The sequence below is a fragment of the Arthrobacter sp. UCD-GKA genome (genome assembly GCF_001863355.1).
Lineage (GTDB): Bacteria > Actinomycetota > Actinomycetes > Actinomycetales > Micrococcaceae > Paeniglutamicibacter.
Window position 1 is genome coordinate 137,359 of sequence record NZ_MOLR01000001.1, and the last position, 23,546, is coordinate 160,904.

Here is a 23,546-nt window from a genome sequence, read left to right on the forward strand (position 1 = left end):
GAGCTAGTCATCATTCGTCTTCTTGGGAGGGGCTGGTGTCCTGTCGCTGTTTCCCTTTGGCTTGGCGCTTTCGGTTGCCTTCGGTTTTTCCGTGGCCTTGGGCTTTTCCGAGGTGTCCTTCGGAGCGGAGGACTCGGTCGTTGCCGGCTTCGAATCGTCCTTTTCTTCCTTCTTGGGCTCAGGCTTGGGTGCTGCCTTGGCGCTGCCGAACGACTTGGCCGGGTACAGGGTACCGACCTGCTTCATGTAGTTGGTCCACAAAGGTGAGGCCCAGGTGCCCGAGTCGGTCCAACGGCGGGCAACACCGTTGACAACCTTGCCCTGAGTCTTCATTTTCTTGTCTTTGTCGTAGCGGCCAACCCAGGCCGCCGTCGACATGCCGGTGGTGTATCCAACGAACCAGGTGGAGTTGGCATCGTTATTGGTACCGGTTTTGCCGGCGATCGGGAGATTGATTTGGCCCTTGGTGGCCTTCTTGCCGATCTTCTTCATGGTGCCGTTCATGTCGGCAGCCACCTGTGGGTCCATCACTTGTTGACAAGACACGGGCTTGACCTTGTACTCATTGCCCTTCGCATCTGTGACGGAGGTCAGCGCGCGGTTCTCACAGAATTCGCCCTTGTTGGCCCAGGTGGCAAACGCGGTGGCCTGAGCCAGCGGGGTAACCTGCGCAGAACCAATAACGAAGGATGGGTTCGCCGGGTTTACCGGCTGGCCGTAGGTGCTGACCTCTCGGGTCTTGGGATCAACGTTCTCTCCGTAATCAATAATGCCCAAGCGGGTTGCGGCATTAGCGATGTCACACAGGTCGATCTTCGAGGCCTCGGTAATGGTCGCGGTATTCACCGAATTGAGGAGCCCGTAGTCAACGGTCATTGATGAGGGCCAGGTGACAGCGTTTCGTGGAGCCCAACCCTTGGCGCCACCACCCGAAGTTGCATATCCGCTAGGAAGGCACGAAGCCTTCCACTTAAAACTACTCGGATATCTCTTCACCGGTGTGCTGAGCTTTTCCCACATATTGTGACCGGATTCGAGCCAGGCCATCGTGGTGTAAGGCTTGAATGTTGAGCCAGCCTGAAAACCACCTGCACCACCCATTGCCGCTTCAACGGCAAAGTTGTACATGGTGATGGGCCCCTTGTCCTTGTCGGTCGGGGCATACGTCTTGTTCTGGCCCATGGCCAGGATATTTCCGGTGCCCGGTTCAACGGTCACGATCGCGGCGCCCATGTTCGACTTGTCGTCGGCCGGGATCATGAGCTCGGTCTGCTTGACTGCTTCCTTCTGCAACCGCATATCCAAGGTGGTCTTGATGTTCATGCCACCGCGGTACAACAGGTTTTCGCGGTCCTTCTTGGTCTTGCCGAATGCGGAATCGGAAGTGATCAATCGCGTCACGTAATCACAGAAGTAGGCAGCCCCGTCCGCGGCAATGCAACCGGACTTCAGTTCCTTCGCCTTGATGCCCAGCTTAGACTTGACGGCCTTGTCGTAGGCCTTCTTGTCGATGGCACCGGTGCGCAGCATGGCAGCCAGCACGGTGTTGCGACGCTTGAGGCTCCGCTCGGGGTACTTTTCCGGGTTGTAGGCGTTGGGGAGCTGAACCATGCCGGCAAGCATGGCGGACTGCTGCAGGTTCAGGTCCTTGGCGTCCACCGAGTAGAAACGCTGTGCGGCGGCCTGGACCCCGTAGTTTCGTCCGGAGAACAACACCAGGTTCAGGTAACCCTCAAGGATTTCGTCCTTGGTCATTTCCTTCTCGATGGAGATCGCCAGCTTGGCCTCGCGGGCCTTGTCCGCGATGTCCTTCGTGCCGGAGATCGTCATCTCGGAGCGATCCACTCCGTTGACGACGTCGGCGTTCACCAGGAGGTTGTTGACGTATTGCTGCGTCAGCGTGGAAGCGCCCTGCTGGGAGGAAGAGGTGAAGTTGTTGACGGCGGCGCGGGCAATGCCTCGGACATCGACGCCGTTGTGCTCGTAGAAGCGCTCGTCCTCGATGGAGACGATGGCCTTCTGCATGACCTTCGAAATGTCCTTGAGCTTCACCGGTTGCCGGTTTTCCGAGTAGAACGTGGCGATGGTCGAACCATCGGACGCCAGGACCTTGGAAGGCTGGGCGATCGGCTCTCCCTTGAAGCTGGCCGGCAAAGCGTCAAACACTTCCGCACCTGCGGTTGCGCCGCTGCCGGCAAGGGAAGCGACCGGGACCATGAGTCCTGCCGCCAGTACGCCACATAAAGCGCTCACCCCAAAGAAGGCAACGATCTTGCCGAGGGTGGTAGCCGTATCAAAAAAAGGGGACTTTTTAGCTGCCATGCCCACTAGTTTACAAGGACGCGCTAACGTATCGGTTATGACCAAATGGGAGTACGCCACTTTGCCGCTCATTATTCACGCCACGAAGCAGATCCTGGATCAGTGGGGAGACGACGGCTGGGAGCTTGTTGCCGTCGTTCCCGGACCCAATGGAAATGCACCGGTCGCTTACCTCAAGCGCCCCAAGGCCTAATCACAGAAACGAGAAATACCCATGCAACAAGAGACTTCTTCAGCAGTAGAGGCACGCCTGGTCGAGCTCGGCCACGCCCTCCCCGCCGTCGTCGCACCCGTGGCCGCATACGTGCCGGCAACCATCACCGGCAATCTGGTCTACACCTCGGGTCAGCTGCCTTTTATTAACGGGGAACTCACAGCCACAGGAAAGGTCGGAGCCGCGGTTTCGGCCGAGGTCGCAGCCGGCCAGGCACAGGCCTGCGCGCTGAACGCACTGGCAGCCATCAAGGACGTCATCGGGGACCTGGATCGCATTGTCCGCGTGGTCAAGGTCGTTGGCTTCGTGGCCTCGGACCCGTCCTTCACCGGCCAGCCAGCCGTCATCAACGGTGCCTCCGAATTCCTCGGTGCCGTGCTCGGTGACAAGGGTGTGCACGCCCGCTCGGCGGTCGGCGTCGCCGCCCTGCCGTTGGACGCCCCGGTCGAGGTTGAACTGATTGTCGAATTTGCCTAACCAGCACGACACGGGCGGCCCCGTGAACGAGATTCCCGCGGTGAAACCGCGCAATCCGTCCACGGGGCTGCTGCGCCGGCTTTTTGACCTGCCGCCGGCGCAATATGACGCTGCAGAAAATTGGGTTTCCTTTGGAAGCCGCACGCCCCGGGCCGTGAGGCGCGCCTCATCGGTGGTGCTGATCCGCGACTCCCCAAAAGGTGTCGAAACTTACCTCGGATATCGCCCGGGCGGTTCTCCGCTCGGGAGTGTCGCCTTTCCCGGCGGAAGCCTGGAAGCCGACGACGAACGCGACATTCCCTGGTACGGCCCGACGCTCTCCGAGTGGTCAAAACGCCTGGGCATCCTTGACCAGCGGCTGGTTCGGGCACACATCGTGTGTGCCATCCGCGAGCTCTTCGAGGAAACCGGTGTGCTTTTGGCGGGCACCGACGAACTCTCCGTGGTGGAAAACTGCGACAGCGAGGATTGGATGGCCGTGCGAGAGGCGGTTGCGGGCCAGGACAAGTCGCTTTCGGACGTGTTGGCCAAGCGCGGGCTGGGCCTGCGCACCGATCTGTTGCGGCCGCTCTCGCACTGGATCTCCCCGAACTTTGCGCTGCGGCGCTTTGACACCCGCTACTTTGCCGCGGCGCTGCCCGTGCGCCAGGAACCGTCGCTGTTGCGCGGCAAGGGCATCTGGGCCACCTGGCAGGTGGCCGCCGAAGTCATCGCCCAACGCAACACCACCGCGCTGGGCGACGCAGCGGGGGCACCGGACACCAAGGGCCTGCCCTTGAGCATGATCACCACGCCGGCCGTGGAGGTCTTCCTGGAAAAGATTGCCTCCACCCGCGGCACCGTCGCCTATCTCTCGGTGCGGCGCGAGTTGAAGAGCTACCATCCGGAACTCGTCCAGGTGGGCGGGAAATTCTACTTGGATGTCACCACCACGACCGCCGCCGAGGGCGGCGGCCTGGGACGCGGCCGCTGAGCACCAGCGGCTTCCGGCACGCGGCGCCTAAAGATAGATCAATGCTCGAGGCTTAAACGGGTGTGGCGGGGTTCCCCTTCGAAGGGGAACCCCGCCACACCCGTTAGTGCACGGTTGCGTATTTAGCGTGAACGCTGGCGCAAACGCTGGATGTCCAGGATCACGACGGCGCGTGCCTCAAGACGCAACCAACCACGCTGCACGAACTCGGCCAGGGCCTTGTTCACGGTTTCGCGCGAGGCGCCCACCAGCTGGGCCAGTTCTTCCTGCGTCAGTTCGTGGGCAACCAGGATGCCGTCCGTTGCCGGACGACCGAAGCGGTCGGCCAGATCCAGGAGCGCCTTGGCGACACGTCCCGGAACGTCGGAGAAGACCAGGTCGGCCAGCGACTCGTTGGTGCGGCGAAGGCGCKAAGCCAGAGCCTGCAGCAACTGGACCGAAACCTCCGGGCTGGTCAGGATGACCTTGCGCAGGTTTTCGTGACGCAGGCCGGCAAGGCGAGTCTCAGAGACTGCCGTTGCCGTGGCGTTGCGCGGGCTCGGATCGAACAGTGCCATCTCGCCGAACAATTCGCCCGGGCCGAGGACCGCAATGAGGTTTTCACGTCCATCGGAAGAGGTGCGGCCCAGCTTGATCTTGCCCGAAACGATGAAGTAGAGCTGGTCGCCCTGGTCGCCCTCGCGGAATACCGAAGCACCACGGGACAGATCCACTTCAGTTAGTTCTTCAGTCAATGCAGAGAACACCTCGTCGCCCAATGAAGCGAAGAGTGGTGCTCGGCGCAGTACCTCGATGTCCATAAAATCTCCTGTCAACTGTCGTTAGCGCTCACCTAATTGTGCCGTACGGTTGGCCCATGTGACAGCTTCCACACGCCAAATAGGGCCAAATGTGGTTAGAATCGCGGGGAACGGAGGCCGCCCCGGACTAGACTCGGGGCAGCAGATAGTGTTTTGGGGCCTTGGTTTGGGCCGTGCAGCACGGTATGAAGAGTGGGAGTCCAAACTGAATGTTGGGATTGACATGGTTGGACCTGTTGCTCATCGTTTCCTTGATCAGCTTTTTGGCCTCTGGCCTGCGTAAAGGCTTCTTTGTCACGCTCGGGGCGATCATTGGTTTCCTTGCCGGCGGCATCGCCGCGTTTTACGGAATCCCCCTGGTTTCCACCTGGGTGGCCAACCCCGGATGGCGAATCTTCTGGATTGTGGCCTCCGGACTGATCTTCATCCTGATCGGCCAGGGAATCGGCATGGCCATCGGGGCAAGAATCCGCTTATGGCTGAACTTCCCGGTCCTGAAGTCCTTTGACCGGCTCCTAGGCGGCCTGGCCAACACCCTGATGGCCGCCTTGGTCATCTCCGCCATCGCCCTTTCGGCCGCCACCATGGGCGTGCCGTGGGTGTCCCAGCAGGTCGCCGATTCGCGGGTGTTGACCGCGATCCAGACCTGGACCCCGAAGCCGATCACCAACTTCGTCACCCAGGCCCGCGCGCAGGTCATGGGCCAGACCATCCCCGAACTCCTCGAGCCCTTCGCCCCGAAGGTGCCCATCGAGGTGCCCGAGGCCGAATCGCTGGGTGCCGGTGTCGACGCGGCCGCCGGGTCGGTGGTCAAGATCATTGGCACCGCCTACGCCTGCGGCGTCAACCAATCCGGGACCGGCTTCGTGTTCGCTTCGGACCGCGTGCTGACCAACGCGCACGTGGTGGCCGGAATCAGCGAGCCGTCGGTGACCACGCAGGACGGGCGGGTGCTCTCGGGCAATGTCGTGTACTTCGACTCCGTGGCCGACATCGCCGTGCTGGCGGTGCCTGAGCTTGGGCTGGAACCGCTGGAGTTCGGCAAGGACCTGGGACGCGGTGACACCGCGGCATTCCTGGGCTACCCCGGCGGCGGTTCCTTCCGCGCCATGGGCGCGGTCGTCGAGTCCCTGAGCACCATTTCGATCCAGAACATCTACGGGGCCGAACCGGCACCATTGCGCATCTACCAGCTGGCCGGGGATGTCGAGCAGGGCAACTCCGGCGGCCCGCTGCTCGACTCCTCCGGCAAGGTCGTGGGCATGGTCTTCGCCAAGGCCAAGGGCGGTGCCGAGGTCGGTTACGCGTTGGCGCTCGACGAGATCAACGCGGCACTGGACAAATCCGCCTCCTCCCGCGAACCGGTGCCCACCGGGGCCTGCTCCCCGCACTAGGGGCCATGTCGGCCAGGGCCCGGCCCGGCGGAAACGCCGCGGGTCAGAGCCAGTGGAGTTCGGACCCGTGCTGACCGGTGCGGGCCAGCGGAACCCGGTCCAGGGCCAGGGTGAAGTAGTTGGTGTCGGCCCCCGCCCTGGTCTGGTTCTCCGCATCCATGAAGAACGACTCGTTGGAGATCCAACGGCAGCCCAGCGCTGCGACGGTGTCGGCGAAGCGGACGCGCTGGGCCTGGTCCAGGTAGGCGAGCACCGCCGAGTGCATGACCACCGGAACCGCGTGCTTGGGCGCGGCATCCACCAGGTCGGCGATGCATTCGTTCAGGTCCCCGGCCAGCAACAGCGGCGGACCGGCCGAGGCCTGCAGGGCACCGGACTTCAACGCGGCCAGCGTGCCCAGTGCCGCATCCAGCCGTTCCAGGCGCTCTGCCTGCCCGGGCCAGACCAGGGCCCGCAGCCATGCCACGGTGTCGGGATCGGTGCCGTCGAGCGGATTCAGGTCCACCCCTGCCCGCCAGGCGATCTCCGGCAGCTGCCGCGGCAGCGGGGGATTGCCGGTGGTCGAGCAGCGCAGCAGCGGGGATCCGTTCCCGAACGGCGCGGCCCCGTCGTAGGAATACGAGTACAAATCCGGCAGCAGGCACAATCCGGCGGAGGGGCCGACCTCGATCAGCGCCAGCGGACGCTGCTCCTGGGCGGCGACCAGTCCCAGCGCCGGCAGCAGCGTGGCGCAACGTGCCGCCTCGTTGGTCTGGGTTGCATGGGTCATGATGACCGCGCGGATCCCTGACCAATGCGCGGCGAGGTACCCTTCCAGGACCCCGAACGGCTCGTCGGGGCAGCCGTGGAAGCGGGCGGAGGCAAAGACCAGGTTCGGCTGGCGCTTGGATTCGGGCAGCGCGGAAACCAAGGCCAGCAATTCCGGGCTGGTGGCCAGGCCCGTTGCCCACTGGACATAGAGCTCGCTGTGGCCGGGGAACCAGCGGCGCGCGTAGTCACGGTAGAGGGAAGCTGTGCTTTCCGTTGCCTGGTTGCTCACGTTCGTGCCTCACGTCGCCGGATCCAACGGGTTCCTGGGATGCTGCGTTCGTCTCCAGCTTCGCCCGGAACCACCCCGTGGCACAAGGGGGTCGTTTCCGGCGCGAAGGGATCCGGGCACCGACCCGGCGCGGTGCACGCCCGGAGCCGTGCCCTCATCGGCGGGCGCCGCCGGCCAGCCGGTGGGACTCGACCAGCAGCTCGTGGAGCTGCGCGGTATCGACGAGCTCGAGCCGCAGCAGCACCAGCAACGGTGTTCGTTCATGGTGCGGCGTCCAGAAATAGGTACCGGGTTCCATGGCCACCAGCGCCTCCCGCTCGGCGGTCTTGACGGTGAGCACGCCGTCGTCCCAGATGCGGGCCATCAGCGTTGCGGCGAACCAGGCCGGCCGCTGCCAGCTCATCCTTTCGGTGACGCCGGGAAGGGCCAGGCACAGCCGGCGGACGTCGTCTTCGGTGCTCATCTCCACACACTACCCAGCCGGCCGGCATCTCGAACAGGGGCCGGGGGACCCGGCTACCGGGAGGCGAGGTGGATCAGTTGCTGCACGCCCAGGACGTAGCCGTTAACGCCCGCGCCCACAATGATGGAGGCGGCCACGGGGGAGATGTAGGAGTGGTGGCGGAACGCCTCGCGCTTGTGGACGTTGGAGATGTGCACCTCGATGGCCGGCAGCTGCACCCCGGAAATGGCGTCAGCCAGGGCAATGGAGGTGTGGGTGAAGGCACCGGGGTTGATCACGATGCCGGCGACCTGCCCGCGGGCGGCGTGGATCGCGTCTATCAGCGCGCCCTCGTGGTTCGACTGCAGGAACTCGACCTCGAAGCCTGCCTGCGCGGCGGCGGCACGGCACAGCTCCTCGACATCCTTCAGGGTCTCGTGCCCGTAGATCTCCGGTTCCCGGGTGCCCAGGAGGTTCAGGTTCGGGCCGTTGAGGACCAGGATGCGCGCAGGTGTTTTTTCACTCATGCCTCCAGCTTAGGCAACCGGGGCGGGGCGGGCCGCGGCGGCAAGCCGGGTTTGCGTTAAATGACGCGGCGGGCGGGGGACGGCCCGTGGGCCTTCCCCCCGCCCGCCGGCGGGTGGCGCGGTGCTACTTGCGCATCGAGTCGGCGATCTGCGCCATCACGGTGTTGTCCGCCAGCGTGGTGGAATCCCCGACCTCGCGGCCCTCGGCGACGTCCTTGAGCAGGCGGCGCATGATCTTGCCCGAACGGGTCTTGGGCAGCTCCGGGACCACCAGGATGTGGCGCGGCTTGGCGATCGGGCCGATGTCCTTGGCCACGTGGGCCCGCAGCGTGGCGACGACGTCCTCGCCGGCCTCGGGCTCGATCTGCAGGATCACGAATGCGACAACTGCCTCGCCGGTGGTCTCGTCCTTGGCCCCGACCACGGCGGCCTCGGCCACGTACGGGTGGGCGACCAGGGAGGATTCGATCTCGGTGGTGGACAGGCGGTGCCCGGAGACGTTCATGACGTCATCCACCCGGCCCAGCAGCCAGATGTCCCCGTCCTCGTCCTTCTTGGCACCGTCCCCGGCGAAGTACATGCCCTCGAAGCGGGACCAGTAGGTCTCCTTGTAGCGGTCCATGTCGCCCCAGATGCCGCGCAGCATCCCCGGCCACGGGTCGCGGATGACCAGGAAGCCGCCCTCGCCGTTGCCCACCGATTCACCGGCCTCGTCGACCACGTCCACGGTGATGCCGGGGACCGGGGTCTGCGCGGAGCCGGGCTTGGTGGCGGTGACGCCGGGCAGCGGGGCGATCATGTGCGCACCGGTCTCGGTCTGCCACCAGGTGTCAACGATCGGCGTCGGGTGTTCCTTCTTTTCCCCGTTGGCACCGTTGTTGGAGCCGATGACCTCGCGGTACCACATCCACGCCTCGGGGTTGATGGGTTCGCCCACCGAACCGAGCAGGCGCAGCGAGGACAGGTCGTAGGAATCGGGGATCTGCCGGCCCCACTTCATGAAGGTGCGGATGGCGGTCGGTGCGGTGTACAGGATGGTCACCCCGTACTTGGCCACGATTTCCCACCAGCGGCCCTGGTGCGGGGAATCGGGGGTGCCCTCGTACATGACCTGGGTGGCGCCGTTGATCAGCGGGGCGTAGGTGACGTAGGTGTGGCCGGTGACCCAGCCGATGTCGGCGGTGCACCAGAACACATCCGACTCCGGGTGCAGGTCGAAGGTGTCGCGGTGCGTGGCCGCGGCCTGGACCAGGTAGCCGCCGGTGGTGTGGATGATGCCCTTGGGCTTGCCGGTGGTGCCGGAGGTGTAGAGCACGAAGAGCGGGTGCTCGGATTCATGTCCGACGGCGGTGTGCTCGGTGGAGGCGGTCTCAACGACATCGCTCCACCACTTGTCCAGCGAATCGTTCCAGGCGACGTCCTGCCCGTTGCGCTTGACCACCAGCACGTTCTGCACGGTGTGGCCGGGGGCCGCAAGGGCCTCGTCGACGGCCGGCTTCAGGGCCGAGGGCTTGCCGCGGCGCCAGGTGCCGTCGGCGGTGACCACGAGCTTGGCCTCGGCGTCGTCGACGCGGGAGCGCAGCGCGTCGGCGGAGAAGCCGCCGAAGACCACCGAGTGGATCGCGCCGATGCGGGCGCAGGCCAGCATGGTGATCACGGCCTCCGGGATCATCGGCAGGTAGACGGCGACGCGGTCGCCCTTGGCCACGCCGAGGGACTCGAAGGCGTTGGCCGCCTGCTTCACTGCTGTGGTGAGCTGTGCGTAGGTGTAGGAGCGGGTGTCGCCCGGCTCGCCCTCGAAGTGGATGGCCACCCGGTCGCCGAGCCCGTTTTCGACGTGGCGGTCCAGCGCGTTGTAGGCGGCGTTGACCTTGCCGTCGGCGAACCACTTGGCCACCGGGGCGCCGGACCAGTCGAGGACCTCGGTGAAGTCGGTGTCCCAGGTCAGCACCTTGCGGGCCGTCTCGGCCCAGTAGCCCAGGCGGTCGGCGTTGGCCGCCTCGTACTGTTCCGGCTTGCCGATGGCATTGGCCACGAACTCGGCGCTCGGGGCAAAGGCACGCGTCTCGTGCGAGAGGTTGTCAAGCGTGGAGGTATGGGTGTCCGACACGGTTTTGGTCCTTCCAACAACTAAAGTGGGGTCTGGTGATTCAGGTTACAGCCGCGGGGCTTCCCCCAGTGTGACCCGTCACAAGTATGACAGTGGAGGGGTGGTGATTGTGCGTTGAGCGGCAAATATTCACGATCAATGGTTGCCGGCGCCCAAGCCTTCGGACCCCGGAATCCTCCCCGGGAACGGCGCCGCCGGGGCGTCGGGCCGAACCCGGATAGGACCTTGGCGGACGATGGCGTAACACGGCCGGTATTCGCGGTGCGCCGAATCGCGTCCGTTGGACGGCGGCACGGATAGGGTTGTAGCTAGCCTTGACTACAAGGCGCAACCGGTCGAAGCGCACGCCGTCCGGGCGCCGATGCAGGGCCAAGGAAGAAACACGAACAAGAAGCGGGGTCTTCACATGGACAAGGTGCATACCAAGGCAGAGGGTTCGACGCCAGGGCGCACGCCCAAGGCTGTTCTGGGGCCGCTGACGATGCGCGACGGGTTCGTCATCCTCGGCGGGCTGCTGGTGCTGGTGGGTTCGCTGGTCCCCATCCCGTGGACCAAGGCCGTCTCGGTGAACATGTGGATCTTCCCGGGCCTGCCCTTCCACCTGCTGGTCTCGCTGTTGCTGCCGCTGCTGGTCGCCGCCGGGTTCACCTGGCGACGGCTCACCGGGCGCACCCGGGTGCGCATCGGGTCGCTGAGCCTTGACCAGGCCGGATCGGTCGTGTCGCTGTTTGCCGCCGCCTACTTCTTCAACTCCTACGTGGCCTCCATGTCCCCGGCCTACCTGATCGGGCTCGTCGGGGCGCTGGCCATGATCGCCGGCACGACGCTGGCCAGCTACCTCGGGGCCTTCCGCCGCGACTTCGTTTCCGGCGGCGAAACGGTGCTGGGTTCCGACGTCCTGGCGGCGGTGACTCCGGCCGCGAAACCGTCCGCAGCCGCCGCGTCGACCGAGCCGGAAAGCTTCGGCGCCAGCAGCGCCGGTGCCCCGGCTGCCCCGGCTGCCCCGGCGGCCCACGGGGCAAACCGCCCGGGCATGCCGGTGACGGGCAAGGACGAGGCACGCCGCGGGGCCGCACCTGCTGCGGTTCCGGCACAGAAGGCCGGCGCGTCCGCAGCCGGTGCGTCCACAGCCGCTGCTGCTGCCTCGAGCGCAGCCGCCTCTTCCGAAGCATCCGCCCCGGCTTCGGCATCGGCCACCGGCGCCACGGATGGCGCAACTGCTGGCGCAGCGAACAAGACCGACCACGCGCCGTTCACCAAGGATGCCGGCCGGGCACCGGCCTCCGGATCCAACGCGTCCGACACCGACGCACCGGCCCCGGGCCAGGACACCCCTCCGGCACCAGCCACGGAAGCCCCCATCGTCAATGGTTCCCGCGCCGGGGCCTCGGCCAACGAACCGGAACCGGGCAGCGCCAAGTCCCCGGAAGCGGGCGAGGCTGCCGATGCCGCACAGGCCACGGAAACCGATTCCAAGCCATCGACCGGCAGCAACGAGAACCCGGACGCAAAGACGGCTCCCGGCACGGGTGACGGCAATGCCGCTGAAGTGAACGACCCGATGCCCGGGGCCGGCGCAGCCAAGTCCGGCACCGGCACGGCCGAACCTGCATCGACCCGGAAGCCGGAACCGGCCGCCCCGGGCCCGAACGCTGGCCGCAAGGACGCCCCCGAAGCCGGCCGGGACCTCGCGGAGGCCGCAGGCGCGGACGCCGCAATCCATCCGGAGACGGCGAACGAAGCAGCAGCCGAGGCGAAGCCCGCCAACGACTCCGCGCCCGTTGCCGCCGAGCCTGCCGCCCCAAAGCCCGCCGCCGCGGAATCCGCCGTCCCGGCGGCCGGAAACCCGAACCCGGCCACCATGGCCGTTCCGCGGGCCGGCGACATCAAGGCCACGGCCGCGATCTCGCGCACCGAGATCGACGCGCGCCGCGCCGCCGCCGAGCGCGCCAAGGCCGAGGCCGAGTCGTCCTTCGGGGCCCGGGCCGAGGTTGCCGCGGCCGATCCGGAGCCCGCCAGCTTCTGGTTCGCGTTGAACCACTCGCGCCCGGTCTTTCACCCGGTCAACGGCACCATGCTTGCGACGCTGAACCCCGGCAAATGGATCCTGTGCCTGGAGGACCGCGGCACGGAGTACCTCATCAACCTCGCCGAGGGACGCCCCGCGGTGCTGCGCGACCTCGACGACCTGCAATTCCCGGACAAGTAGGCATGGCAGTGCAAGAGACGGCGCTGGGGCGCAAGCGCCGGGCGCGGAAGATCAACCGGATCCTGGCCGAGACCTACCCGTACGCGGTCGCGGAGCTCGACTTCACCAACGCCTTCGAGCTGCTGGTGGCCACGGTGCTCTCCGCGCAGACCACCGATGTGCGGGTCAACGCGATCACCCCGGCGCTCTTTGCCGCCTATCCCGATCCGCTGGCCATGAGCCAGGCCGAGCCGGAGGCGCTGCAGGAGCTGATCCGTCCCACCGGGTTCTTCCGCGCGAAGGCGACCTCGCTGCTGGCCCTGTCCACCCGGATCGTCGACGAATACGACGGGGTGGTCCCCGCACGGCTCGAGGACCTGGTCACGCTGGCCGGGGTGGGGCGCAAGACCGCCAACGTGGTGCTCGGCAACGCCTTCGGGGTCCCGGGGATCACCGTGGACACCCACTTCATCCGCCTTGCGCGGCGCTTTGGCTGGACCACGGAAACGGACCCGGTGAAGATCGAGCACGCCGTGGCAGAGCTGTTCGAGCCCAGGGACTGGACCATGCTCAGCCACCGGGTGGTCTTCCACGGCCGGCGCATCTGCCTGGCCCGCAAGCCCGCCTGCGGCGCCTGCCCGCTGACCACGCTCTGCCCCGCCTACGGGGAGGGCGAGACCGACGAGGCCAAGGCCGCCAAGCTGCTCAAGTACGAGCTGGCGCCGGGGCGCGAGGACCTGCTGGAAAAGATGCGCGCCGGGGCGACCCGCCGGGAGCTGCGCGCACAAGGATACGGGCTGGAAGCATGAGCGTGCGCACGGAACTGCTGGAGATGATCGCGGCCAAGTCGCACCTGGTGGGCAACGGAACCCAGGACGCGACCAAGATGCCCGAAACCTGGGTGTTCAACCCGCTGGACCCGGAGACGGCCAGGCACGCGGCGGTGCTGATCCTCTTCGGGCGGCTCGACGACGTGCCGGCCACCAGCGAGGTCAAGTCGGTGCACGAGGACCTGGACGTGCTCTTCGTGACCCGGGCGGACACGCTGCGCAAGCACGCCGGGCAGGTGGCCTTCCCCGGCGGCAAGGTCGATGACGAGGACCAGGACGCGATCGCCGCGGCGCTGCGCGAGGCGCGCGAGGAGACCGGGCTGGACCCGGACGGCGTGGAGATCCTGGGCGTGCTGCCCGACGCGGAGCTGCCCATCACCAACTTCATCGTCACCCCGGTCATCGGCTGGTGGCACGCACCCTCGGAGGTGTTCGTGGTTGACACCGCGGAGTCCTCCACGGTCTTCCGCGCCCCGGTGGCCGACCTGCTGGACCCGGCCAACCGGGTCTCCTCGGTCGTGGAGCGCGACGGGCAGCGCTTTTCCGCACCGGCCTTCGACGTGGACGGCGGCTTCATCTGGGGCTTCACCGGGATCCTGCTGGATCGGATCTTCAACGACCTGGGCTGGACCGTGCCCTGGGACGAGGGCCGCGAGGTGCCGATCCACGTCGGCGACCGGCGCTCTAGCTGACACCGCCCGGCCCGGAGGCTACTTGGCCTGGTCGTAGGAATCGACGACGACCGCGGTGACAGGGAAGTCCACCGGGATCTTGCCGAAGAGCAGCTCGGAGGCCGACCTGGCCGACTCGTGCACCAGGTCCACCACGGCCTGGGCCTGCGCCGCCGGGACGTGCAACATGATTTCGTCGTGCAGGAAGAACACCAGTTCGCCGGTGTCCACCCCGGCCGCCCGGCCCGCGTTCATCCGGCGGCGCAGCTCGCCCATCCAGCACAGCGCCCACTCGGCCGCGGTGCCCTGGACGATGAAGTTGCGGGTGAAGCGGCCGCGGGACCGTCCCTCGGCCTCCACCGCGCGCTGCTCGGCCTCCGTGGAGGCGCGCGACCTGGACTTCAGCCAGCCCTCGGGCGCCTGAGGGGTTCCGCGGCCCAGGAACGTCGCCACGCCCGCCCCGGCCTCGCCCTGGGCCGCGGCCCATTCGACCAGGCCCACGGCCTGGGGGTAGGTGGCCTTGAGCTGGGGCATCAGCCGGCCGGATTCGCCGCTGGTGGCCCCGTACATCGCCCCGAGCATCGCGACCTTGGCATGCGCCCGGTCCCCGCCGAACCCGGCATCGGCAATCCCCTGGTACAAATCCCGGGCCGTTGCCGCCGCCGCGAGGGCGGTGTCGCGCGAGAGTGCGGCCAGGATGCGCGGCTCCAGCTGCGCGGCATCGGCGACCACCAGCACCTTGCCGGGATCGGCGCGCACCGCCGAGCGCACCTGGTGCGGTATCTGCAGCGCCCCGCCGCCGTGGGAGGCCCAGCGCCCGGTGACCACCCCGCCGACGATGTATTCGGGGCGGAAGCGTCCGCCATGCACCCAGCGGTCCACCCAGGCGTAGCCGTTGGCGGTGGCCAGCCGGGCGATCTTCTTGTACGCCAGCAGCGGCTCGATGACCGGGTGCTTGATCTCCGTCAGCTCCCATGCGCGGGTGTTGGACACCGCGATGCCGGCCCGGTTCATGGCCTTGAGCAGCTCGGCCGGGGAATCGGGGTTCAGTGCCGGGGCGTCGAGCAGGGTGCGCAGTTGCGCGGCCAGTTCCTCCATGCGCGGGGGCCGCACCCCGGCCGGAACCTGCGGGCCCAGGGCCTCATGCAGCAGCCGGTGGTGCTCCGCCACGTCCCAGGGCACTCCCGCATGGGTCATTTCCGCGGCGATCAGCGCCCCGGCGGACTCGGCGGCCAGCAGCAGGCCCAGCTTCGCCCCGCGCTGGGTGTCCGGCACCGCGGCGCGCTGGGCCAGGAACTCGGCGAGCACGTTTTCCAGCGCGCCGGAGCGGTCCTTGGGCTCGGAGAACAGCTCGCCCTGGTTCTCCGGCACCCGTGCCGGCGGCAAGAGGTGCGCCGGGGCGGCGTTGGCCGGATCCGGTTCCCGGCCGAGGGCCGAGAGGTATTCGCCGGGCACCGCGTAGGGCGCGTTGCGCAGGATGGCACGGACCAGCCCCACGTCGTGGGCGCGTTCGATGCGCACGCCCGCGGCCACCAGCCCCGGGTACCAGGCATGCACCGAGTCGAAGACCCAGCGCGGCCTGTGCGTGGCCTCCAGCTCCGCGACCACCGCGGGAAGCTGGTCGCCATAGACCTGCATGGGCGGGATGAGCGCGGTGCCGCCCGCGTCGACCAATTGGACCACGGCGGTGGCGGAACCGGCTTCGGGTTCGGGCTGGGAGATGGAGTGGGTGGCCACTACCGCAAATTGCTGCACGCTTCATTCTCGCAGTTCCTTGGGTGTCCGTCCGGTCCGCCCCTCCGCCGTCGCGCCTTCCCGCTTTCCCGCACACCGCCGGTCGGTGCCCGCGGGGAGTTGTCCGTCCCTCGGCCGCCGGGGGCTTCACCGGGGCGGTGCCGTGCGGCCACGCTGGGGGGCATGAATGAACAGAGACGATTTGTGGCCCGGCTGCCCGGGACGGGACCGCGGAACCTGCAGCTTCCGGCACTGCGGGCGGCCCGGGCGCAGGCACGGCCCCCGGAACCGGGGTTTGCCCGGGCACCCGGCGCCGTCCCGGGGCCCGGCCCTGCCGCGGCGCCGGCACCGGTGCCCTGGTTGGGCGAGCCCGACGGGTTTCCGGTGCGCTCCATGCCCGCAGTCATGCCCGTCGTCGCGCCCGCCGATTCCACCGTGCCGATGAGCCCCGCAAGGCCCCCGGGCCCGGCCGGAAACCGGCCGGCGGAACTGGCCCGCTGCATCCTGTTCAGCCGCGACGTGGAGCTGGCCCAGGTGCTGGCCGCCGTCGCCGTGGGTGCGGGGGTGCAGCTGCTGCCGTGCCGGGACGCCGCCCAGGTGGCCGAACACCGCGACGAGGTGATCCTGGTGGGGCAGGACTGCGTCGCGGACATCGATGCCCGGCTTGCCGCCTCCACGCTGGTGCTCACCGGCGGGGAAGAACACCAGGGCGTGCTGTGGCGTGCGGCCGCCACCTGCCCCGGGGCCCGGGTGGCGGTGCTGCCGCAGGCCGCCGCATGGCTGGGCGAATACCTCGGTGAGCTGGGCCTGCATGCGGGGCGCGCCCACACCACCATCGTTGCCGGGGCCGGCGGCGGGGCCGGGACCTCGACCTTCGCCGCCCTGCTGGCCGCAACGGCCACGCTGGACGGGCACCGGACGCTGCTGCTGGACGCCGACCCGCACTCGGCCGGGCTCTGGCCGGTGCTGCGGGCCAGGGAACCGGACGGCCTGGGCTGGGAGGACCTGCAGCATGCCCGCGGCCAGCTCTCACCGGGCCAGCTCGCCGAGATCCTCCCGCTGTCGGCGGGCACCGCGGTGCTCTCCTGGGTGCGGAACCCGGGCTGCTTTGCGCCCTCCGAGGCCCTGCTCACCGAGGTGCTGGCCGCCTCCCGGCGCATCTACGAACGGGTCGTGGTCGACGCCGGACACGTCACCGGGGTTCCCGCGTCCGTGGCCGCGCTGGCCAACTCCCGGCTGCTGCTGCTTTCCGCACGCCCCGGGAACGGCGCGGCGGGAACCTCGGCGCGGCTGGGGGAGCAGGCCGCGAACTGGAGGCTGGTCCTCACCGGGAAACTGGCCCCCGGCACGGACACCCGCGCGCTGGCCCGGAGGACCGGAGTGGAACTCGGCGGGTACTTCGCCCCGTCCCGCCGCATCGAACGCTGTGCCGCGGACGGGGCGCTGATGAACGCGCTGGCGCACCGCCCGCTGCGCCGCGCCGTCTCCCGGCTCGGGGAGCACTCCGGTGCTGCACCCGGGACGGCAGCGGGGCAGGCGGCATGAGCACCCCGGAACCTGCCGAAAACCCGGCACCCGCAGGCACCCCGGGCCGCGGGAGGCGACGCTGGGCCGCGCCGGCGCCCGCGCAGGACCAGTCCGCCGACCCGAGGGTGCTCGAGGAGATCCGCCGCCGCGCCATGGAATCGACCGGGGGCCTGAGCGAGGTGGACCTGGCCTCGGCGGTGCGCGCCTCGGGCAGCGTCATGGGGGCGGCATCCAGCACCGAGATGCTGCGCAGCCTGAGCGATGGCATCCACGGTCTCGGGGTCCTCGAACGCCTCGCCCAGGTCCCGGGCACCACCGACATCCTCGTCGACGCCGCCGGCCGGGTGTGGGTCGACGGCAGCGCCGGGCTGCATGCCTCCGAGCTTCGCTTCACCGATCCCGGGCAGATCCGCGCGCTGGCCGTGCGCCTGGCCGCGTCCGGGGGAAGGCGGCTGGATGACGCAGCCCCCTTCGTCGATGTCTCGCTGGGCAACTACCGCATCCACGCGGTGCTGCCCCCGATCTCCACCGGCGGCCCGCTGCTGTCCATCCGCATCAAGTCCAAGAGCAACCAGACGCTGGAATCCCTGGTCGGCGACCCGGACTGGCTGGCCGCCCTGGAGGCCGTCGTCGCGGCGAAACTGAACTTCCTGGTCTCCGGCGGCACCGGGGCCGGCAAGACCACGCTGCTGGCCGCGATGCTGGCCCGGGTCCCGGGAAACCAGCGGATCATCGTGGTCGAGGACTCCGCGGAGCTCGCACCCACACACCCGCACCTGATCGGGCTGCAGGCCCGCGGCGGCAACGTGGAGGGCGCCGGGGAGATCGGGCTGCAGGCCCTGGTGCGCCAGGCGCTTCGCATGCGACCGGACCGGCTGGTGGTCGGGGAATGCCGTGGAGCGGAGGTGCGCGAGTTCCTCGGCGCCATGAACACCGGGCACGAGGGGGCCGCCGGCACGCTGCACGCCAACTCCGTGGCTGCGGTCCCCGCACGGCTCGCGGCGATGGGCGCACTGGCGTCGATGGACGCCGCGGCCACCGCGCTGCAGGCGGCCAGCGCCCTGGATGTGCTGATCCATGTGCGGCGCGACCCTGCCACCGGGGCCAGGGGGCCGGTCCAGCTCGGCCGGCTGGTTCTCACCGATGCCGGGACGCTGGCGGTGCGGCTGATCCACGAATCCGGCACCTGCGATCCTGGAACCCTGGCCTGGTTCCGCTCCCGGCTGGAATCCGCCGGGGAAACGAGCCCGTGGTGAGCGCGGCCCTCGCGGCGCTCGCCGCCCTGGCCGTGCTGCTGGCTGGCGCCGCCGCCTGGCTGTGGCTCGGCGGCGGGAACGCCGGGGGCCACCGGCTCCCGATGCCGCCCGGCCACCCGGGAAGCCAGCCGCACGATGCCTTCGCCCGCCGGCCAGCGCGCCGCACCCTCCGCCGCGAACGCACCGATCTCGCGGCCGACACCGAGGAATACGCGAAGTTCCTGCGCCAGCTCGCCGCGCTGCTGCGTGCCGGCACCGGCCCGGCTGCCGCTTTCGGGCTGCTGGCCGAGCTCTGGGCCCGGGGGTCGACCCGCACCGCCATCGACCTTTACTCCGGGGCAAGCCGCGCCCTGGCCCAGGTGCACACCGGCGGAACACTGCAGCAGGGCCTGGCCGCCCACGCCGCCGCCCACCTGGGCAACCGGCGGCTGTGGACGCGCCTGGCCTGGTGCCTGGCGATCTGCGAGGAATCAGGCGCGGCCCTGGCCGAACTGCTCGACACCCTCGCCGAAGACGCGGAATCCGCCGCCGACATGCATCGGGCCCTGCACTCCGCGCTCGCCGGACCGCGTGCCACCAGCAGGCTGCTGACCTTCCTGCCCGGCATCGGGCTGGGCCTGGGACAGCTGCTGGGCATCAACCCGCTGGCGGTCCTCACCACGCATCCCGCCGGCCGCATCGCGCTGGTGGCAGGTGCCTGCCTGTGGCTGGGCAACCGCTGGTGGTGCGGCAGGATGCTGCGGGCCATCACCAACAAGGTGCCCTCGTGATTCCCGCACTTCTCGCGGTGCTCCTGGCGGGTGCCGCGGTGTGGATCTTCACCGGCTCCGGGTCGCTGCCGCAGGGCCCGTCCCGGGTCCGGACCCCGTCCGCTCTCCTGCGGCGCAACGGCACGCCGGACTTGGATCGTGCGGATGCCGGTCCCGATGCCGCTGCCGGTGCCGAAGGCCCCGCGGAACCACTGCCGCTGGTGCTGGAAATGTGTGCCACGCTGCTCGAATCCGGGCTGCCGATCCGCTTGGTGCTGCGCATCGTCGGCACCAACGTCCCGGGCTACGCCTCGCTGCTGCTGGTCTCCCGCGCCCTGGACCTGAACGTCGGATGGGAACGGGCCTGGGGCCAGGGTGCCGGGCCGGCGCGCGAACTGGAACAGGCGCTGCGCCTCACCCGGCTCTCCGGCGCCCCGGCCGCTGCCCTGCTGCGATCGGCCGCGGCCTCCGCCCGCAAGCGCGGGGTCCGGGAGGCCGAGGCCCGCGGCGCCGAGTTCGGCATCAAGCTGGTGATTCCGCTGGGGCTCTGCGCGCTTCCGGCCTTCATCTGCCTCGGCGTGGTGCCCGTGGTGATCTCCCTGCTCCCGCGCTTCTAGCTTCCCCGCACCTTTCGGCACCGCCTCGCGGACAGCGCACCTGCCGCCCACGCCGGCCGCCGCCGGTTATCCCCAGCCCGCATCCGCCCCGGCGAAGCGCCCGGGGGGTGGCCCCCACACTCGAAGTGGGATCCTCACGCCACACCCTCGTGGCGGCACGCGGGGAAACCCACCGTTCCAGGAGCAACCACACCATGACCGAACAAAGGACTAAACCATGGACAACCACCTGACCGAAGCCGCACCCGGACACATCGACCTGCATCGGGGCACCGAGCAGGCACCGTTGGCGCCGGCCGACGAGGAAGGCAGCACCACCGCCGAATTCGCCATCGTCACCCTGGCCGCGGTGGCCTTCGCCGGGCTGCTGGTGAGCATCCTCTCCAGCGGGGACGTGCGCGGATTGCTGATGGGCCTGATCCGCCAGGCCCTGTCCTTCTAGCCGGAGGCAGGCGCGCCATGGCCAAGGAATCGCAGGCAGGTTCCGCCACCGCCGAGGTGGCGGTGCTGCTGCCCGCGGTGGCCATCTTGCTGGCCGTCGTCGCCGGGGCCGGTGCCGTGGGCGGCCAGCAGGTCCGCATCCAGCAGGCGGCAAGTGCCGCGGCCCGGGAGCTGGCCCGCGGGACCTCGGCATCCGAGGCCGTCGGCACCGCCCACCGCATTGCCGGGGAACGGATCAGCGTGAGCACCGGTGAATCCGGCGGCTACGGGCACGTGGTCGTCCGCGCCGCGGTGGACCTGCCGCTGCTCGGGGCCATCGAATTGCAGGCCGAAGCCAACGCACGCACGGAGCAGCAACCATGAGCCCGCCCCCCAGCGCCCACACGCGCCCGGCCCCGGAACCGGCGATTGACAGGCACCCGGCCACGTTCGCGGGCCATTCCCCGGAGCGGCGCCAACGCGGCAGCGGCACCGTGCTGATGCTCGCGGTGGTGTGCGTGGCAGCGCTGGGGCTGGTGGCGGTGCTGATGTTCACCGCGGTCTCCAACGCCGGGGCCAAGGCGGGCACGGCGGCGGACCTGGCGGCACTGGCCGCCGCGGACACGGCCCGCCAGCTGCTGCCCGGGGACCCGTGCGCCGTCGCCGCCGCAACCGCCGCGGCGAACGAGGCAACCTTGGCCGGCTGCACGCGCCAGGGCCCTGGCGGCCAGGTCGTGACGGTGCGGGTCCAGGTGCCGGTGTCCCCGGTGGGCTGGCTGCCGCCGCTGACCCGGGCGCAGTCGGTGGCCCGGGCCGGGCCGCCGCCGCAACCCTGGCGCGGCGAGTGACCAGCGCGGCGGGCAACCCGGGCGGCCGGGCCGGCTATCCCAGCGGGAGCGGCCCGGCCGCCTGTTGCGCTTCGGCCAGGATCGCGGAAAGCAGGCGCACGGCCCCGGCCTTGTCCAGCGGGTTGTTCTTGTTCCCGCACTTGGGAGACTGCACGCAGGAGGGGCAACCGCTGGCGCATTCGCAGGCGGCAATCGCGTCCCGGGTGGCACCCAGCCAGGTGCGCGCCGCGTCGAAGCCGCGCTCGGCGAAACCTGCACCGCCCGGGTGTCCGTCGTACACGAAAATCGTCGGCATCCCGGTATCCATGTGCAGCGCCGTGGACACCCCGCCGATGTCCCACCTGTCGCTGGAGGCCACCAGCGGCAACAGCCCGATGGCCGCGTGTTCGGCCGCATGCAGCGACCCGGGGAATTCCTCCGGGGTGATCCCGGCGGCCAGCAGCCGGGTCTCGGGGATGGTGAACCACACCGACTTGGTGTGCAGGTCCCGGGCCTCCAGCGCCAGCGGCTCCTCGGAGAGGATCTCGTTGCTCATCACCGACTTGCGCTGGAATGACACCACCTGGGTGGTCACCACCACGTCGCCGAAGTTCGCGGTGATCGGCCCCCACGCCACCGCGCGGTCGTTGGTGACGACCTCGACCGTGGTGATGTCCCGGGCCTGGGTGTAGAAGTCCGGGTTGGCGCGGGTGACCATGACGCAGTGGTCGGTTTCGTTCAGCTCGTCGACCACATAGGTGGCGCCCTGGTGCACGTAGATGGCCCCGTCGTGCGCCTGGTAGTGCGTCTGCGGGGAATCCATGGTGCCCAGCAGCGCGCCGGTGTCGGACTCGATGATGCTCACCGGCCCGCCGCCGTCGCCGCGCAGCTTCACCATGGAGGCCGCGTGCTCGGGGTGCGTCCAGAACCAGCCGGCCGGGCGGCGGCGCAGGAACCCGCGCTCCACCAGCGAGTCCAGCAACCCGTGGGCGCTGGGCCCGAAGGCCGCTAGGTCTTCGGCGCGCAGCGGGAGTTCCTCGGCTGCGGCGCAGAGGTGCCCGGAGAGCACATAGGGGTTTTCCGGGTCGAAGACGGTGGCCTCGACGCCGGCCTCGAAGATCGCCTCGGGGTGGTTGACCAGGTAGGTGTCCAGCGGGTCGTCGCTGGCCACCAGCACCGCCAGCGAATCCTGCCCGGCGCGCCCGGCCCGCCCGATCTGCTGGAAGAACGAGGCCCGGGTCCCGGGCCAGCCGGCGACCAGCACCGCGTCGAGCCCGGCCACGTCGATGCCCAGTTCCAGCGCCGAGGTGGACGCGACCCCCAGCAGGGTTCCGTCGCGCAACGCATTCTCCAGCTCCCGGCGCTCGGAGGGAAGGTAGCCGGAGCGGTAGGCGGCCACCCGGTCGGGCAGCGAGGGATGGACCTGGTCGACCATCGAGCGGGTGATGGTGGCGATGGTTTCGGCCCCGCGGCGCGATTTGATGAACGCCAGGGTCCGCACGTGGGAGCAGACCAGGTTGGCCAGCAGGTTCGAGGTCTCGGCGATCACGGTGCGCCGGGTCGGTGCGCCGTTTTCCCCGTGCAGCTCGGTCAGCGGCGGCTCCCACAGCGCAACGGTCACCGAGCCCTTGGGGGAGAAGTCGTTGGTGACCTGCGTGGCCGGGGCGCCGATGAGCCTGGAGAAGGAGGCTGCCGGGTCGGCGCTGGTGGCCGAGGCGCCGATGAACACCGGGTTGGCCCCGTAGTGCGCGCAGATCCGGCGCAAGCGCCGCAGTAGGTTGGCGATGTTGGAGCCGAAGACCCCGCGGTAGGAGTGGGCTTCGTCGATGACCACGAATTTCAGCCGGCGCAGCACCCGCGCCCACCAGGTGTGGTTGGGCAGGATCCCGAAGTGCAGCATGTCGGGGTTGGAGAGGATGAAGTTCGAGTGGTCGCGGATCCAGCGCCGGGCCGAGACCTCGGTGTCCCCGTCGTAGCCGGCAGCCCGCACGGTGGGCAGCCGGTAGCCCTCGATCGCCTTGAGCTGGTCGGCGGCCAGCGCCTTGGTGGGTGCCAGGTAGAGCACCGTGGCGTCGTTGGGAACCAGGCTGGCCTGGTTCTGCAAGGCCGACGTGTGGATCGCGTTCAGGGCCGGAAGCTGGTAGGCCAGCGACTTGCCCGAAGCGGTGCCGGTGGCCACGATGATGTTGCTGCCCTCGTGGGCCAGGTTGGCGGCCTGCACCTGGTGCAGCCACGGGGAGGCCACGCCCGTGCGTTCGAAGGCGGTTCGCACTTCGGGGTGCACCCAGTCGGGCCAGGGGCCGGGCAGCGCGTCCCTGGCCTCGATGATCCGGGAATGGAGCAGCGCTTGGGGAGTTGGCCCGTGGCCCAGCAAGGCGATCTGTTCCGAGTATGCGTTCACCGCTTCATTGTGGCATCACCGGGCACAG

Annotated in this window: 22 protein-coding genes; 14 read left to right on the forward strand and 8 right to left on the reverse strand. The window is 69.1% G+C overall.

Annotation, left to right across the window (positions count from 1 at the left end; all coding sequences use genetic code 11):
- Positions 1 to 3 precede the first annotated feature (3 nt).
- Positions 4 to 2,394, reverse strand: a complete 2,391-nt coding sequence (locus BLJ79_RS00640; RefSeq protein ID WP_071212741.1) for a transglycosylase domain-containing protein — start codon at positions 2,392 to 2,394, stop codon at positions 4 to 6.
- Here BLJ79_RS00640 and sp36 point away from each other — a divergent pair.
- Genes sp36 through BLJ79_RS00650 form a run of 3 tightly spaced genes read left to right on the forward strand, consistent with a single transcriptional unit; the run spans position 2,360 to position 3,986 of the window.
- On the forward strand, positions 2,360 to 2,515 hold the full coding sequence (gene sp36 / locus BLJ79_RS24005; protein ID WP_181578252.1) for a Sp36 family protein: 156 nt from the start codon (positions 2,360 to 2,362) through the stop codon (positions 2,513 to 2,515). The genes BLJ79_RS00640 and sp36 overlap by 35 nt on opposite strands.
- A gap of 21 nt (positions 2,516 to 2,536) precedes the next feature.
- Entirely contained in the window at positions 2,537 to 3,013 is a 477-nt protein-coding gene (locus BLJ79_RS00645) for a RidA family protein (RefSeq protein ID WP_071212742.1), read from the forward strand.
- A 22-nt stretch (positions 3,014 to 3,035) separates the two neighbouring features.
- On the forward strand, positions 3,036 to 3,986 hold the full coding sequence (locus BLJ79_RS00650) for an NUDIX hydrolase (protein WP_286135213.1): 951 nt from the start codon (positions 3,036 to 3,038) through the stop codon (positions 3,984 to 3,986).
- Positions 3,987 to 4,108: 122 nt separating this feature from the next.
- On the opposite strand, the gene BLJ79_RS00655 is transcribed toward BLJ79_RS00650, so the two are convergent.
- Complete coding sequence (locus BLJ79_RS00655) at positions 4,109 to 4,786, reverse strand: Crp/Fnr family transcriptional regulator (protein ID WP_071212743.1); 678 nt, start codon at positions 4,784 to 4,786, stop codon at positions 4,109 to 4,111.
- A 209-nt stretch (positions 4,787 to 4,995) separates the two neighbouring features.
- Here BLJ79_RS00655 and BLJ79_RS00660 point away from each other — a divergent pair, with 209 nt between their 5' ends.
- Positions 4,996 to 6,180, forward strand: coding sequence for a MarP family serine protease (locus BLJ79_RS00660; RefSeq protein WP_071212744.1), 1,185 nt, complete (start codon positions 4,996 to 4,998; stop codon positions 6,178 to 6,180).
- Between the two features lie 43 nt (positions 6,181 to 6,223).
- Here BLJ79_RS00660 and BLJ79_RS00665 read toward each other — a convergent pair whose 3' ends face one another.
- The 4 genes from BLJ79_RS00665 to acs all read right to left on the reverse strand — a co-directional run bounded on the left by BLJ79_RS00665 (position 6,224) and on the right by acs (position 10,298).
- Positions 6,224 to 7,219, reverse strand: a complete 996-nt coding sequence (locus tag BLJ79_RS00665; protein WP_071212745.1) for a DUF2332 domain-containing protein — start codon at positions 7,217 to 7,219, stop codon at positions 6,224 to 6,226.
- Positions 7,220 to 7,373: 154 nt separating this feature from the next.
- Entirely contained in the window at positions 7,374 to 7,682 is a 309-nt protein-coding gene (locus tag BLJ79_RS00670; protein WP_071212746.1) for an MmcQ/YjbR family DNA-binding protein, read from the reverse strand.
- 53 nt (positions 7,683 to 7,735) lie between these two features.
- On the reverse strand, positions 7,736 to 8,188 hold the full coding sequence (gene aroQ / locus BLJ79_RS00675) for a type II 3-dehydroquinate dehydratase (protein ID WP_071212747.1): 453 nt from the start codon (positions 8,186 to 8,188) through the stop codon (positions 7,736 to 7,738).
- 124 nt (positions 8,189 to 8,312) lie between these two features.
- A complete protein-coding gene (gene acs, locus BLJ79_RS00680) occupies positions 8,313 to 10,298 on the reverse strand; it encodes an acetate--CoA ligase (protein ID WP_071212748.1) in 1,986 nt (661 codons plus the stop codon).
- Between the two features lie 406 nt (positions 10,299 to 10,704).
- Between acs and BLJ79_RS00685 the strand changes: the two genes are divergently transcribed.
- Genes BLJ79_RS00685 through BLJ79_RS00695 form a run of 3 tightly spaced genes read left to right on the forward strand, consistent with a single transcriptional unit; the run spans position 10,705 to position 14,008 of the window.
- Positions 10,705 to 12,507 (forward strand): hypothetical protein, encoded by a 1,803-nt coding sequence (locus BLJ79_RS00685; RefSeq protein ID WP_071212749.1) that lies wholly within the window; start codon positions 10,705 to 10,707, stop codon positions 12,505 to 12,507.
- A gap of 2 nt (positions 12,508 to 12,509) precedes the next feature.
- Positions 12,510 to 13,295 (forward strand): endonuclease III, encoded by a 786-nt coding sequence (gene nth, locus BLJ79_RS00690; RefSeq protein WP_071212750.1) that lies wholly within the window; start codon positions 12,510 to 12,512, stop codon positions 13,293 to 13,295.
- Positions 13,292 to 14,008, forward strand: a complete 717-nt coding sequence (locus BLJ79_RS00695; protein ID WP_071212751.1) for an NUDIX hydrolase — start codon at positions 13,292 to 13,294, stop codon at positions 14,006 to 14,008. The genes nth and BLJ79_RS00695 overlap by 4 nt, the downstream gene beginning before the upstream one ends.
- An 18-nt stretch (positions 14,009 to 14,026) precedes the next feature.
- On the opposite strand, the gene BLJ79_RS00700 is transcribed toward BLJ79_RS00695, so the two are convergent.
- Positions 14,027 to 15,742, reverse strand: a complete 1,716-nt coding sequence (locus BLJ79_RS00700) for a bifunctional 3'-5' exonuclease/DNA polymerase (protein ID WP_286135214.1) — start codon at positions 15,740 to 15,742, stop codon at positions 14,027 to 14,029.
- A gap of 162 nt (positions 15,743 to 15,904) precedes the next feature.
- Between BLJ79_RS00700 and ssd the strand changes: the two genes are divergently transcribed.
- The 7 genes from ssd (at position 15,905) to BLJ79_RS00735 (ending at position 21,138) form a co-directional block, all read left to right on the forward strand.
- Positions 15,905 to 17,266: a septum site-determining protein Ssd gene (gene ssd / locus BLJ79_RS22705; protein WP_139194656.1), complete on the forward strand. Its 1,362-nt coding sequence runs from the start codon at positions 15,905 to 15,907 to the stop codon at positions 17,264 to 17,266.
- The gene (locus BLJ79_RS00710) at positions 17,263 to 18,504 is read left to right on the forward strand and encodes a TadA family conjugal transfer-associated ATPase (RefSeq protein ID WP_071212753.1); all 1,242 of its coding nucleotides are present in this window, start codon (positions 17,263 to 17,265) and stop codon (positions 18,502 to 18,504) included. The genes ssd and BLJ79_RS00710 overlap by 4 nt, the downstream gene beginning before the upstream one ends.
- Entirely contained in the window at positions 18,501 to 19,274 is a 774-nt protein-coding gene (locus BLJ79_RS00715) for a type II secretion system F family protein (RefSeq protein WP_139194657.1), read from the forward strand. The genes BLJ79_RS00710 and BLJ79_RS00715 overlap by 4 nt, the downstream gene beginning before the upstream one ends.
- A complete protein-coding gene (locus BLJ79_RS23195) occupies positions 19,271 to 19,870 on the forward strand; it encodes a hypothetical protein (RefSeq protein WP_083410905.1) in 600 nt (199 codons plus the stop codon). The genes BLJ79_RS00715 and BLJ79_RS23195 overlap by 4 nt, the downstream gene beginning before the upstream one ends.
- 217 nt (positions 19,871 to 20,087) lie before the next feature.
- Positions 20,088 to 20,312: a DUF4244 domain-containing protein gene (locus BLJ79_RS00725; protein ID WP_083410906.1), complete on the forward strand. Its 225-nt coding sequence runs from the start codon at positions 20,088 to 20,090 to the stop codon at positions 20,310 to 20,312.
- 17 nt (positions 20,313 to 20,329) lie between these two features.
- Positions 20,330 to 20,674 (forward strand): TadE family type IV pilus minor pilin, encoded by a 345-nt coding sequence (locus BLJ79_RS00730; protein WP_071212755.1) that lies wholly within the window; start codon positions 20,330 to 20,332, stop codon positions 20,672 to 20,674.
- Positions 20,671 to 21,138, forward strand: a complete 468-nt coding sequence (locus BLJ79_RS00735; RefSeq protein ID WP_083410907.1) for an Rv3654c family TadE-like protein — start codon at positions 20,671 to 20,673, stop codon at positions 21,136 to 21,138. Before BLJ79_RS00730 ends, BLJ79_RS00735 begins: the two co-directional genes overlap by 4 nt.
- A gap of 34 nt (positions 21,139 to 21,172) precedes the next feature.
- Here BLJ79_RS00735 and BLJ79_RS00740 read toward each other — a convergent pair whose 3' ends face one another.
- On the reverse strand, positions 21,173 to 23,518 hold the full coding sequence (locus tag BLJ79_RS00740) for a DEAD/DEAH box helicase (RefSeq protein WP_071212756.1): 2,346 nt from the start codon (positions 23,516 to 23,518) through the stop codon (positions 21,173 to 21,175).
- Between the last annotated feature and the right edge of the window lie 28 nt (positions 23,519 to 23,546).